The organism is Actinomyces sp. HMSC075C01 (assembly GCF_001812965.1).
In the GTDB taxonomy this organism is placed as follows: Bacteria; Actinomycetota; Actinomycetes; order Actinomycetales; family Actinomycetaceae; genus Actinomyces; species Actinomyces acetigenes.
The window spans coordinates 31240-44348 of record NZ_KV811010.1 but is presented as its reverse complement, the minus strand read 5'-3'; the positions used below and the strand labels follow the sequence as shown (position 1 = coordinate 44348).

The 13109-nt window shown below is 67.8% G+C and carries 12 protein-coding genes; 8 read left to right on the top strand and 4 right to left on the bottom strand.

The genetic code is table 11. The annotated features are described in order from the left end of the window. Positions 1–79 precede the first annotated feature (79 nt). Positions 80–1666, top strand: coding sequence for a glutamine-hydrolyzing GMP synthase (guaA, locus tag HMPREF2883_RS08930; protein ID WP_070661262.1), 1587 nt, complete (start codon positions 80–82; stop codon positions 1664–1666). Between the two features lie 367 nt (positions 1667–2033). Here the strand turns inward: guaA and HMPREF2883_RS08925 are convergent, their stop codons facing one another. The 3 genes from HMPREF2883_RS08925 to HMPREF2883_RS08915 are packed head-to-tail and all read right to left on the bottom strand — an operon-like array spanning position 2034 to position 5332. Further along, positions 2034–3218: an ABC transporter permease gene (locus HMPREF2883_RS08925; protein WP_256277404.1), complete on the bottom strand. Its 1185-nt coding sequence runs from the start codon at positions 3216–3218 to the stop codon at positions 2034–2036. Further along, the gene (locus HMPREF2883_RS08920; RefSeq protein WP_070661259.1) at positions 3205–4347 is read right to left on the bottom strand and encodes an ABC transporter permease; all 1143 of its coding nucleotides are present in this window, start codon (positions 4345–4347) and stop codon (positions 3205–3207) included. Before HMPREF2883_RS08920 ends, HMPREF2883_RS08925 begins: the two co-directional genes overlap by 14 nt. 1 nt (position 4348) lies before the next feature. Further along, complete coding sequence (locus tag HMPREF2883_RS08915) at positions 4349–5332, bottom strand: ABC transporter ATP-binding protein (RefSeq protein ID WP_003789479.1); 984 nt, start codon at positions 5330–5332, stop codon at positions 4349–4351. Positions 5333–5525: 193 nt separating this feature from the next. Between HMPREF2883_RS08915 and HMPREF2883_RS08910 the strand changes: the two genes are divergently transcribed. From HMPREF2883_RS08910 to HMPREF2883_RS15550, 5 genes are all read left to right on the top strand, one after another. After that, complete coding sequence (locus HMPREF2883_RS08910; RefSeq protein ID WP_070661255.1) at positions 5526–6662, top strand: sensor histidine kinase; 1137 nt, start codon at positions 5526–5528, stop codon at positions 6660–6662. Further along, positions 6659–7339, top strand: a complete 681-nt coding sequence (locus tag HMPREF2883_RS08905; protein WP_070661252.1) for a response regulator transcription factor — start codon at positions 6659–6661, stop codon at positions 7337–7339. The genes HMPREF2883_RS08910 and HMPREF2883_RS08905 overlap by 4 nt, the downstream gene beginning before the upstream one ends. Positions 7340–7405: 66 nt before the next feature. Continuing rightward, a complete protein-coding gene (locus tag HMPREF2883_RS08900) occupies positions 7406–7687 on the top strand; it encodes a type II toxin-antitoxin system RelB/DinJ family antitoxin (RefSeq protein WP_070661249.1) in 282 nt (93 codons plus the stop codon). Next, positions 7684–7962 carry a type II toxin-antitoxin system YafQ family toxin gene (locus HMPREF2883_RS08895; protein WP_010614629.1) on the top strand — a complete coding sequence of 93 codons (279 nt, stop codon included), beginning with the start codon at positions 7684–7686 and terminating at the stop codon, positions 7960–7962. The genes HMPREF2883_RS08900 and HMPREF2883_RS08895 overlap by 4 nt, the downstream gene beginning before the upstream one ends. 240 nt (positions 7963–8202) lie before the next feature. Then, complete coding sequence (locus tag HMPREF2883_RS15550; RefSeq protein ID WP_256277403.1) at positions 8203–9168, top strand: DUF6199 family natural product biosynthesis protein; 966 nt, start codon at positions 8203–8205, stop codon at positions 9166–9168. Here the strand turns inward: HMPREF2883_RS15550 and HMPREF2883_RS08885 are convergent. Beyond that, positions 9165–10187 carry an alpha/beta hydrolase gene (locus HMPREF2883_RS08885; protein WP_070661243.1) on the bottom strand — a complete coding sequence of 341 codons (1023 nt, stop codon included), beginning with the start codon at positions 10185–10187 and terminating at the stop codon, positions 9165–9167. The genes HMPREF2883_RS15550 and HMPREF2883_RS08885 overlap by 4 nt on opposite strands. A gap of 178 nt (positions 10188–10365) precedes the next feature. Between HMPREF2883_RS08885 and HMPREF2883_RS08880 the strand changes: the two genes are divergently transcribed. Both HMPREF2883_RS08880 and HMPREF2883_RS15545 read left to right on the top strand, forming a co-directional pair. Then, a complete protein-coding gene (locus HMPREF2883_RS08880; RefSeq protein ID WP_176747185.1) occupies positions 10366–12879 on the top strand; it encodes a glycoside hydrolase family 3 N-terminal domain-containing protein in 2514 nt (837 codons plus the stop codon). A 47-nt stretch (positions 12880–12926) separates the two neighbouring features. Further along, a partial coding sequence (locus HMPREF2883_RS15545) for a type II toxin-antitoxin system prevent-host-death family antitoxin (protein ID WP_070661240.1) occupies positions 12927–13109 on the top strand: 183 nt, incomplete at its 3' end.

Sequence of the window (13109 nt, the reverse complement as noted above, 5' to 3'; positions counted from 1 at the left end):
GGGTAGCGCCGAGAGGCGGCGTCGTTGCCGGCCGGCAGGGCGGAAGGCGGCGGGATGCCGCCCCGGCTATTCTGTTCCGGTGACGACCAGCCAGACTTCTTCCAGCGCCGTCGGCCCCGTCCTCGTGGTGGACTTCGGCGCCCAGTACGCCCAGCTCATCGCCCGCCGCGTGCGCGAGGCCGGTGTCTACTCCGAGATCGTGCCCCACTCCATGGATGCTGCCGCCATGCTGGACAAGCAGCCGTCGGCCATCATCCTCTCCGGTGGCCCCTCCTCGGTCTACGCTGACGGCGCCCCTTCCGTTGACCCGGCCCTCTTCGACGCCGGAGTGCCGGTCCTGGGGATCTGCTACGGATTCCAGGCCATGGCTCAGGCTCTGGGCGGAACGGTCGGACGCACTGGCACCCGCGAGTACGGGCACACCCCCGCCCGCGTGGAGGAGGGCTCCTGCCTGTTCGACGGCACCCCGGACGACCAGGTGGTGTGGATGAGTCACGGTGACGCGGTCCAGGCCGCCCCCGAGGGCTTCACGGTCACCGCCTCCACCTCCCAAACTCCCGTGGCCGCCTTCGAGAACCCGGGCCGCCGCCTCTACGGGTTGCAGTGGCACCCCGAGGTCCTCCACTCCGAGCACGGGCAGGCGGCCCTGGTCAACTTCCTGCACAAGGAGGCGGGACTGCCGGCCACCTGGACGCCGGACAACATCATCGACGAGCAGGTGGCCCGTATCCGCGAGCAGGTGGGCGACGCCCACGTCATCTGCGGCCTGAGCGGGGGAGTGGATTCCTCCGTGGCCGCCGCCCTCGTCCACCGTGCCATCGGTGACCAGCTCACCTGCATCTTCGTCGACCACGGCCTGCTGCGCGCCGGCGAGCGCGAACAGGTCGAGCACGACTACGCCGAGGGCATGGGCATTCGCGTCATCACGGTTGACGAGACCGAGCGCTTCCTGAGCGCCCTGGCCGGCGTCACCGAGCCGGAGGCCAAGCGCAAGATCATCGGCCGGGAGTTCATCCGCTCCTTCGAGGCCGCCCAGCGCCGGGTCATCGAGGCCGTCGGGGCCGAGGGCGGCGAGATCCGCTTCCTGGTCCAGGGGACCCTGTATCCCGACGTCGTCGAGTCCGGTGGGGGAGAGGGTGCCGCTAACATCAAGAGCCACCACAACGTGGGCGGCCTGCCCGAGGACCTCGACTTCGAGCTCATCGAGCCGCTGCGCGAGCTCTTCAAGGACGAGGTTCGCGCCATCGGCCGCGAGCTGGGCGTGCCGGAGAAGATCGTCGCTCGTCAGCCCTTCCCTGGGCCGGGGCTGGGCATTCGCGTCATCGGCGAGGTGACGGCCGAGAACCTGCGTGTGCTGCGGGCCGCCGACGCCATCGCCCGTGAGGAGCTCACCGCCGCCGGGCTCGACGACGAGATCTGGCAGTGCCCGGTGGTGCTGCTGGCCGACGTGCGCTCCGTGGGGGTGCAGGGCGACGGGCGTACCTACGGTCACCCCATCGTTCTGCGGCCGGTCAGCAGCGAGGACGCCATGACCGCGGACTGGACCCGCCTGCCCTACGACGTCCTGGCGCGCATCTCCAACCGGATCACCAACTCCGTGCCGGAGGTCAACCGGGTGGTGCTCGACTGCACGAGCAAGCCCCCGGGCACCATCGAGTGGGAGTGACGGGCGAGTCGGAGCGATAGCCCGCCGCCTGCTGTGGGCCCCGCCGGTGCAATGCGCCGGCGGGGCCTTGCCGTGCCCGTGGGTGAGCGCGATCCGACGTGCCTGCCGGCCCTGGTGGGGCCGGGGCCGGCCGCAGGGTGGGGTGGTGGGCTGGGCCTGCGGATCGAGGACTGCGATTCTCGCCGAAGACGTACGTATCCTCCAGATCACTGGGATTTCCCCGCAGTAGTCTGGAAGAAAAGTCAGTCCCCGTGCAGGAAGGACGTCCCCGATCCGGTAAGGCGCTGTGCAACATGACCGTGGGGCCGGTTACCAGGTGGTGACCGGCCCCACGGTCGTGTTGGCGGGTGCTCCGCGCCCCTGCGTCCTACAGGGCCGAGCGGGCTCGGGCGCGCCCCACGGCCACGGCGACGGAGAAGACCGCGACGGCGAACAGGGCGCAGATGCCGCAGTCCACCAGCAGGGGCCCAATGACGGCGGCGGACATGGAGGTCGCCTCATACGCCCCGGAGATCGCTCGGTCCGCCCAGTAGCCGGGCGTGAGCCTCGCCGCCCGGGCGAGCGAGTCGGGCAACCACTCGATGGGCACCCACGCCCCACCCAGGAAGGACAGGGCCATGCCGCCGATGTTGGCGACCGCGTTGGCCGCGTGCTGTCCCAGACCGATCTGCCCCATGAGGAATCCGATCGAGACCGCCACGAGCGTGTAGCTGCCCACGGCCGCAGCGACCACCCCCAGAAGCGGAGCCGACGTCGCCACGCTGCCCAGGCCGAAGGCCGCCACTCCCAGCCCGAAGACCCATAGCCATCCGGCGAGCCCCACCACGAGGCACGCGCCCAGCAGCCCAAGGCTGCGGGAAGTGCCGCTGACCGGGGTGGCCTCGAGGCGGGCGCGCACCTCCCGGCGCCCCAGCGCCGCCATCAGTGTGGAGATCGTGACGACCGCGAAGGCCATGAGCGGGTAGAAGGAGAACCTGGCGTAGGTGACGAAGCTGTGAGACAGGGGCGTGGCGTCCGGGGTGATCCGTTTCGCGGGGGCGGAGTGGTTCATCGTCTCCTTGGCAAGTGCCACGGCCCGGACCGGGTCGTCCGTGGTGGTCGACAGGTAGTCGCTGACCTGCCCCACGTAGGAGTCGGCGCGCACATTCATAAGCGCGCCGGACGCCGACTCGTACCCGATGACCGTGTCCATGCGGGGCGGCTCGGTGCCCTCGCGAGCCGCCTGCTGCAGCCTCTGCCCGTAACCGGCGGGAATGATGAGGATGTAGCTGATGCGGTTCTGCGCGGTGGCGTCCTGGAGGGCCTGCCTGGAGTCCTCAAGCGGCTGAGCCTCGCCGACGGACTCGACATAGCCCTTGACCCCGCGGGAGATCGTGGAGCCGTCGCGGTCGATGACGGCCACACTCGCCGTGGCGGCCGTGACCTCATCGGAGCTGTCCTCGGACTTGGCCATCCCGGTGAACAGACCGAACAGGCTCAGCACCACCAGGTAGATGAGGATGTACAGCCGGTGAGCGGCCACAACTCTCACACATGTCTTAAAGGTGCTCATGGGTCATCCTCCTGGCGCGGATCAGGGCGATAGTCAGGAACAGGCACGTCATGCCCAGCAGGACTGCGCAGCTGCGGGCGAAGGGCGCCAGGGAGTCGTAGTACAGGAGCCCGTAGAAGCAGCGGGCCGTCTGCCACAGGGGATTAGCCTGCGCCAGCAGTGGTGCGTGCTCCTCAATAGAGCTGGCCAGGGACTGGGCCGCGGGCCCGTACATGCCGGTGAACAAGGACAGCAGGGCCGGGAAGCCGGAGACTATCCCGGTCTCCAGGCGACCCAGCGTCCCCAGGGCGGCTCCAGCTGCGCTCGCCATGAGGCTGCAGACCCCGATCGCCATGAGGCACAGCAGCACATGGGGCCCGAAGTCCACGCCCACGACCGAGGCCATGAAGGCGAAGGCGATGAGCAGGCAGGCGAACACGCACACCCAGGAGGCCGCGAGCGTGGCCGTCAGGACCTTCCACCGGGGCAGGCCCGCCAGGGTCTGCCTGGCGCCCACCGGTGAGACGGCCATGATTCCCTTCACGGCCACCATGGCCACGGTCGTTCCCATGCCGCAGGCGAAGGCCAGCAGCGCGAAGTAGTAGTGGGTCTCCGGCTTGACGGGGGAGGGCGTCACCGAGATCGAGTGGGTGAAGGACTGGTCGGTCTCCAGCGCGGCCAGCTTCTCGGGAGCCGCCCCCGCCTTGGCTAGGGCCTCGTACTCGGCCTGCCTCTGGGTGTAGGAGTCCATGACCACTCGCAGGACCCGAGTCGTCTCGGCCTCGTTGCCCTGCTGAGTCACGTGCAGCACGGGCTCGCTGCCCTCGACGGCGAGGTACCCGTTGGTCTCTCCCCGCTTCGCGGCGGTCTCGGCCTGCGCGACCGTGGAGTGGGTGACCTTCGTGATGAGGTGATGATCGGCGTCGTCGGCGGAGATGCGCTTCACGACGGCGTCCAGCCCCGGAGCTGTCCGGTAGGCCTCGTCCTGGACGACGCCGAAGTTCATGGGGGTGGCTTCGAAGGCTTTCTCCAGGTTGGAGAACATCGCCATGAAGATGAGGGACAGGACGACGGGGATGCCGAGTGTCCACACGAGCAGGACCCGGTCTCGCAGGAGCCTGAGTACTTGATACAGGAAGACGGTCAACATCTCAGGCCGCCTCGTCTCGTAGGGCCCGCCCGGTGATCTCCAGGAAGACGTCGTTGAGGGTCGGGGGCTCGGAGGTCACCCGGCCGCAGGTCGCCCCCGCGGCATCCAGTGCCCTCATGACATCGGTGAGGTTGTGAGCCCCGGGGGAGCACTCGATGAGCACCTCACCGTCCTGGTAGGCGGCCGTGCGCACATGCTCCAGGCGGCGCAGGCCCTCCAGGGCCTCCTCGCCCAGCGGGGCGGGGTCGACGACCTCCACTCGGATGCGCTCACCGGTGCCGATCATGGCCTTGAGCTCGTCGGAGGTGCCGGAGGCCACCTGACGGCCGCGGTCCATAATGACGATCCGGTCGCACAGCTGCTCCACCTCCTCCATGTAGTGGCTCGTGTAGATGACGGTGGCACCGCGCTCGTTGAGACGCTTGATGCCCTCGAGGATGGCGCCCCGGCTCTGCGGGTCGACGGCGACTGTGGGCTCATCGAGGAAGATGAGGTCGGGGCCGTGGGCGATGCCGCAGGCGATGTTGAGGCGGCGCAGCAGGCCGCCGGAGAGCTTCTTGGGCTTGAACCTCACGAACTTCTCCAGGCCGACGAAGGCGATCGCCTCGGCCACCAGGCGGCGCCTCTCGGCGCGGTCACGCACGTAGAGGGCGCAGAAGGCGTTGACGTTCTCCGCCACCGTGAGCTCATCGAAGACGGCGACATCCTGAGGCACCACGCCGATGCGACGCTTGAGACCGTAGGAGGTGGGCGTCATCGGCTCACCGAAGACGCGGATCGAGCCCTTGTCGTAGGTGAGCAGCTGAAGGATGCAGCTGATCGTCGTCGTCTTGCCCGAGCCGTTGGGGCCGAGCAGCCCCAGGACCTGGCCGCGCGGGATCGTCAGAGACAGTCCGTCCACCGCGACCAGCTCCCCATAGCGCTTGACCAGGGAGTCGACCTCCACCGCCAGGCCCGCCTCGTGGCTCTCATCCTCGCCGTCCATCTCGGCTCCTTCCTTTGTTCCGCCGGTGGTCTCCGGCTCATGGCATCCATGGTCGCGGGGCGCGGTGGCGGCCAGAAGTGCCTGGTGTCATGACTGCGGCCGGCCCCCATGACTTCTGTCATGAGATGCCGGAACGAGTTCCCTAACGGCATGCCGGGCCCACGAGCGCCGGCCACCGACCGATAATCGAGGGGTGAAGGTTCTGGCCGACAAAGGCGTGCTGCTGTGCGGTTGCCTCCTGCTGGTCCTGCTCGTGGGGCAGGTGAAGACGGCCGCCGTGATCTGGCTGATCGCGGCCGTGACCGTCGCCGGCCTGAGCATGACCGTCGATCAGCGACGGTGGGGCATCGCCGTCCCGGCTGCCTACCTCCTGGTGGGAGCCCTCTCGGTGGACTCCGTGGCTGGGGTTCCGCTGGTCGTCTACGCCCTGGCCCGCCTCGGCGCGCTCGGGACCCGGCACGAGCGAATGGCGGCCGTGGCCGTCTGCATCCCCTTCGCGGCCGTCATGGTCACGCGGGTTCGGGACATGCCCGTGCTGGCCCTGGCCCTGGTGTTCTGTGCGCTCGCGGCCCTCCTGGCGCTGCGCACCGTCCAGGAGGAGGTGGCGCGAAGGAGCCTGCACGTGGTGCGCGATGACCTGCGTGAGAAGGTCCTCACCCTTCAGGACACGAACGCCCGGCTGCTCCAGGCCCAGGACTACGAGCTGCGCGCCGCCGCCCTGGCCGAGCGCACCCGCATCGCCCGCGAGATCCACGACGGCGTCGGCCACCTCCTGACCCGCCTCCTGCTGCAGGTCAAGGCCCTCCAGGTCGTCCACCGCGAGGAGCCCGGCGTCGTCGCCGACCTCACTACCCTGGACGGTGGCCTGGATGAGGCCCTCGACTCCATGCGCCGCTCCGTCCACGCCCTGTCCGACGACGGTGAGGAGCTGGCCACCTCCCTCAACTTGCTGGGCTCGCGCTGCGGCATCGAGTCGGTACGTGTGGACTGCTCCACCGAGGCCGAGCCGCCGGCAGTGGTGGCGCGCTGCGTCGTCGCCGTGGTGCGCGAGGCCCTGACCAACGCCGCCCGCCACGGTGGGGCTCGCTCGGCCCGTGTGGCCGTCACCGACTACCCTGCGTTCTGGCAGGTCACGGTCGACAATGACGGCATCGTTCCCGCCGAGGGGGAGCCGGCCGCCGCTGGCCGCGGCGGCTCGGGCCTGGGCTTGCGCTCCATGACGGAGCGGGTCGAGGCCCTGGGTGGCCGGGTGCGCATCACCCCGCGGCCACGGTTCACGGTCTTCGTCACGATCCCCAAGGACGGACAAGGGAAAGAAGGAACATCATGAGGGTCCTCATCGTCGACGACGACGCGCTCGTCGCTCAGTCCCTGTCCACGATCCTGTCGGTTGAGGACGACGTCGACGTCGTCGGCCTGGGCCGCTCAGGGCCCGAGGCCACCGAGCGCTACCGGGAGCTGACCCCCGACATCCTCCTCATGGACATCCAGATGCCCGGCGGGGACGGGATCAGTGCGGCCGAGCGTATTCTGGCCGAGGACGCCGGGGCGCGCATCGTCTTCCTGACCACCTTCTCCGATGACGAGTACATCGTGCGGGCCCTCAAGATGGGGGCGCGCGGCTACCTCATCAAGCAGGACGTCGCCCAGGTCGCCCCGGCGCTGCGCTCCGTCATGGCCGGGGTCTGCGTCCTGGAGGGGGAGGTGCTCGAGCGCAGCACCACCATGGGGCTCGGCGGGCCCGCCGGAGGGCGGGAGCAGGCCGAGGAGGGCCCGGGAACGTCCGACAAGGACCTGCGGAGCACCGCCTTCGCGGCCCTGACCGACCGCGAGTACGAGGTCGTCGAGGCCGTGGCCGAAGGACTGGACAACGCCGAGGCCGCGGCGCGGCTGTTCATGAGTGAGGGCACGGTGCGCAACCACATCAGTGCGATCCTGGCCAAGCTCGGCCTGCGCAACCGCACCCAGGTCGCGGTCATGTACTACCGCTGCGCGCAGGCCGGGTGATCCTGGCGCAGCCGTACCCCAGCGTGACACATCGTGTTACCCTCGATGGGAGACGAGGAGGAAGCGATGTCGACCGCCATGGAGAATCTCAACGTCAAGATCGATGCCGAGGACAAGCGTCTGTTCGTTGAGCTTGCTCGCCAGATGGGAACGACTCCGTCCAATGCTGTACGCATGTTCGTCCGTGCGTTCAATGACTTCAGGGGTTTCCCTTTCGACACCTCACGTCCCTATGGCATGACTGCCGAAGCGCGACGGGCTTACGAGGAGGCCGATGCGGCGATCACCGCAGGAACGGCCAAGCGTTACCGGAGTGTAGCTGACCTGCGCGACGACCTGGGCCTGTGATGCTCCAGATCGTCATCTCGAACAAGTGCAAGAAGGACCTCAAGCGGGCTAAGAAGCGCGGTCTCGACCTGGATGAGTTCTTCGCCGTCGTCGACATGCTTCAGCGTCAAGAGGCGTTGCCCGCTCGCTACCGCGACCATGCGCTCACGGCGGACCGAGCAGGTTTGAGGGACTGCCACATCCGGCCCGACTGGGTGCTGATCTATGAGGTTCGAGAGGCGGAGCTCGTGTTGCTCCTGGTGGAAACTGGCAGTCATTCCGATCTTCGGATGTGAATGGCATCAACAATCCAATCGTGGCCAAGTGAGTGTTTGTGAAATCACGCGCAGATGGATCTGCTCCAGCTGGGAGCGGTGCCCGCTACTCGGGTGCACACCGCGTCTGACGACTCCAGACGCCTTCGATGACTCTGTTTGAGCGCGGTTGATGGTGGTAGTATTAATACGAGCGGTCGGTGTGGTCGCAATCTGCGAAAGTGGGAATCTGTGGGAGCGCTTGCTTTAATCCTGTTCGTTGTGGTGATTATTCCCATGCTGCTGTGGGGCATTATAGATCCTCGCGGCATGTGGGAGGCGACTTCCTCCTGGCAGTTCCGTGACCCTGAGGCTAATGAGCCGTCTGATAGTGCCTTCGCTATGCAGCGGTTCTCTGCCTTTGTCAGTCTTCTGGTGATAGTGGGAGCTTTCTTCTTTGTCATGTCGGCATCACACAGGAATGCGAGTGACCGCGCAACGGATGATGTCACTCCTCATGTGTACCCAAACATTTATTCGTCGAGTGACGGTGAGGATAGTGATGGATATGCCGAGACGACCGTGACTCCGTCTCCGGTTGATCCTTTCCCGTCATCTTCGATGACTGCCGTGGGATCTGGTGATCCGGTTGTCCTTTTCAAGCCGGTTCTCGAGGGTGCGGCTGGTGAGCAGAAATCGGACTCCTCGGTCAGCATCGGCGTCGACGCCTTCTATTACTCGTGGCTGCCCGGAGACCATCCGAGTGCCTTCGCCGCGGCAAGCGTCGTTGACTCCAAGGTCGCCTTGGGGACGCTCGATCCTGCCCAAGCGACCACGGCCAGTGGTGGAGAATCGGCACTGGGCGAGGGGTCTGCGATTATTGTCCGGATGACAAAGGCGGTGTGCGCCGTCACGTCGGTATCGGTCGAAGAGTATGAACAGGGCATTCAGATCGCTGTCTATGGGGTCACCGATCCGGCCCGCTGCGGGCAGACAACCGAGGGTGCTTATGTCGCCATCCCGCTCACCGATGAGCAGGTGGCGAAGGCGCGCAGCTACGAGGCTCCCGCCTACCATCCTCTGGACGACTCCGAGCTGAAGTACGGGTGGCAGAGCTCCTCCAAGGGGAAGTACAGCCCGACCATCTTCCAGGCTCGTAGCCGTGCCGAGCTCTCCGAGGTGTGGCAGTCAGAGGAGACAGACCGCCAGCTGACGCCTCATGTGCTTCTGCCTCGCAGTGCCGGCTAAAGAGTGCCGGCTGGTCGGGCGAGCTCGCCGGTGACGATGCGGACCAGATCGCGGCGTGCCCGGCGCCCCTCCGGGGTGGGGAACATCGGGTAGACGTGGTTGAGGTTCTCGCCGACGTGCAGCGTCGAGTCCACCCCGGCCTCCAGGAGCTTGGCGTGGAAGAGCGCATTGTCCGGCAGGAGGATCTCCCGGGTCCCCACGAAGGTCGTCACCTTCCTCAAACCCGACAGCTCGCCGTAGATGGGGGAGAGGTGCCAGTCGGTTACCGGGGTGCTGCCCGCCCAGGAACGGCCGATTTCGGCGAGGGGCTCGGGAGCCATGAGCGGGTCGGCGTCGACGTAGTCGGCGATATCCGGGTTGGTGTTGGTGATGTCGACCCACGGCGAGATGAGGGCGAGCTCGTCGGGCTGGGCGTCTCCGGCCTCGGCCAGGGACAGGGCGATAACCGCTGCCAGGCCCCCGCCCGCGCTGTCACCCATGAGGATGATCCGTTTCCCCGGGTTCTCCGCCACCGTGCGCCGATAGAGGTCCAGCACCAACCGGTGCGCCTCCTGCCAGGTGTGGTGGGGCGTCAGCGGGTAGAGCGGCATGACGACGTCGGCCCCCGCCCTGCGGGCGAGATGATCGACCAGGTGGGCGTGCGCCGAGTTGGCCGTTGAGATGTAGCCGCCACCGTGCAGGTAGACGATAACGGCCTTTGACGGCGTCCGCGGGCGGAGGTAGTAGACGGGCATGCCGGAGTCCTCGCGCCGCTCCAGGTCGTAGAAGAAGCGCCCCCAGGCCGGGAAGGTGACGGTGCGGGCAGGCTCGGGGCGGTCAGCCAGACGCGCGATCCGCTCGGTCATCGGAATGCGGGCCGCCAGTGTCTTGATCGGCCGGGTGCCGTACTCCGCCAGGCTCGCCGCGGCCGAGCGGCCATAGCGCCTGTGGGAGTACAGGCTGAAGGCCCCCACCGTCAGACCCACACTGGCCGCGCCGACGGCGATCCTGCTCCCGCTGACTCTCCTGGGTGCCTTCATGATTTCCTCCACTCCACAGAGCCCCGAGTGTGCTCTCCGACAACATCTCCGGATCCGGTGTCTGCTCCGTTATCGTAGGCATCAGAACGCCGCGATGATGGGGTGAATCCAGCTCGTTCACTCAGTGCGGAGGCCGGCACGTGGTTGAGCCGTCGGCATGACAACAGGAGACTGCGATATGGAAACCTACGAGATCGACCATCTTGCCGCCGTCTGTGCTCTCGCCCCCGAGTGCATGGTGCTGCTGCGTTCCGACGGTGCCTTCCCCTTGGCTGAGCCGGGCGAGATCGCCCTGTTCGGCTCCGGTGCGCGACACACCATCAAGGGCGGAACCGGCAGCGGAGACGTCAACTCCCGCCACGTCACCACCATCGAGGAGGGTCTGGAGGCGGGCGGCTTCACGATCGTCTCCCGGCCCTGGCTGGAGGCCTACGATCGTGTCCGAGCTCAGGCCCACGAGGACTTCGTCGCCGGTATCAGGGCCGAGGCCGCCGAGCGCGGCGTCCCCGCCATCATGGTCGGCATGGGCTCGGTCATGCCCGAGCCGGAGTACACGATCCCCCTCGATATCCCGGCCGGCACCGACCCGCACGTAGCCGTCTACGTCCTGTCCCGAACCTCCGGGGAAGGCAGCGACCGCACCCCCGAGGCCGGTGACCTCAGGCTCACCGACACCGAGATCCGCGACATCCTCGCCCTGAACGGGCGCTTCGAGCGGTTCCTCCTCGTGCTCAACGTGGGTGGTGTCGTCGACCTCAGCCCGCTCGATGACGTTGCCAACATCCTCCTGCTCTCCCAGCTCGGCGCGACCGTCGGTGACGCCTTCGCCGACGTCCTCCTGGGCAGGGCCTACCCCTCCGGCAAGCTCGCCACCACCTGGGCCGCCTGGGACGAGGACGACCAGATCGGCGACTTCGGCGACCCGGACGACACCCACTACCGCGAGGGCGTCTACGTCGGCTACCGCTTCTACGACTCGGTCGGCAAGGAGCCGCTCCTCCCCTTCGGATTCGGCCTGGGCTACACGACCTTCGACGTCCAGACCCGCCAGGTGAGCCTCGACGGCGCCCGCGTGAGCATCGACGTCGACGTCACCAACACCGGCGGTTACCCTGGCAAGGAGACCATCCAGGTCTACGCCAGTGTGCCGGCCGGACGCCTCGACCAGCCGCTCCAGGCGCTCGCAGGTTTCACCAAGACCGACGAGATCGCCCCCGGCGCCACGGCACGGATCACCGTCGACGTCGACCTGACCGACCTGGCCACCTACGACGAGGCCTCCCATGCCACGACCCTGGAGGCCGGGCGCTACCTGTTGCGGGCGGGAACCTCCAGCCGGCACCTCAGTCCCGTCGCCGTCGTCGAGCTCGCCCAGGACGCAACCGTGTGGCACCTGACCGGTGACCTGGGGGAGCCCGGCTTCACCGACTGGAGGCCCGAGGCGCCGATCCTCCTCGACATCCCGGCCGGCCTGCCGGTGCTCGCCGTCGACCCGGCCCACCTGCGCCGGCCGGACCACGCCGAGCCCAATGAGCAGGCAGTGCCGGAGGACGTCAGTGAGGCCCTCACCCTGGCCAGAGGGCTCTGCGACGACGAGCTCACCTACACCGTTCTGGGCGACTACCGCAGCGGTGAGGAGTCCGGCTCCATCGTCGGGGCCGCCTCCACCATTGTCATCGGCGCGGCGGGCCAGACCACCTCCCGGATCCCCGGCCTGCCCAGCATCATCATGGCCGACGGGCCCGCCGGCCTGCGCCTGGCCCCCACCTACGGGGTCGACGCCGAGGGCCCCTTCTCCCTGGGCGACTCCAGCCTGCCCGCCGCCTTCCTCGAGCTCATGGACGACGCCGGACGTGAGGCCCTCGGCATCGCCGACGAGCCAGACCCCCGCGAACCCGCCGAGATCCGCGAGCAGTACACCACCGCCATCCCCATCGGCACCGCGCTCGCCCAGTCCTGGAACCCTGCGCTGGTCGAGCGCCTCGGCGACGTCGTCGGGGTCGAGATGGAGCGCTTCGGCATCCACCTCTGGCTCGCCCCCGCCGTCAACCTGCACCGCAGCGTCCTGTGCGGACGCAACTTCGAGTACCTCTCCGAGGACCCGCTGCTGGCCGGACGCCTCGCCGCCGCCATCACCCGCGGGGTCCAGTCCCACCCGGGGCGGGGTGTGACCATCAAGCACCTGGCCTGCAACAACCAGGAGACCAACCGCCTCAACTCCAACAGCAGGGTCAGCCCCCGGGCCCTGCGCGACCTCTACCTGCGCGCCTTCGAGATCTGCGTGCGCCAGGCCCGGCCCGCCGCCGTCATGACCTCCTACAACCTCATCAACGGTGTCCACACATCCGAGTCGGCCCAGCTGCTCGAGGTGATCCTGCGCCGGGAGTGGGGCTTCGACGGACTGGTCATGACCGACTGGGTCGTTGACGGCATGACCCGCAGCGACATGAAGCACCCGCGTGCCACCGCGGCCGCCGCCATCAAGGCAGGCAACGAGCTCTTCATGCCCGGAGGCGAGACGGACCGGGAGGACCTCCTGGCGGCCCTGGAGCGGGGGAGCGCAGGGCGTGGCACGGGAGACCGGAGCGCGGCGGAAGACGGAGGTGCGGCCCTGACGCGCGACGAGCTCGAGAAACAGGCCGCCCGCGTTATCCGCGCGGCCTGGAGGATAGCCACGATCTCGACATCCTGATGCTCGTGCTGTAGAATTAATCGAAGGATTCAGCAGCGGGGGGTGTGATGCCGACGATCAAGCCAGTATCAGATCTGAGGAGCTACACCGACGTTCTCAAGGATGTTGCGGAGGGTGCGCCTGTTTTCCTCACCAAGAATGGTCATGGGAGGTACGTCCTTCTCGATATGAAGGACTATGACCGCATTAAGGCGGGTGGTCGTCTCCTCCGAGAGGTCGAGGCGGGTCGG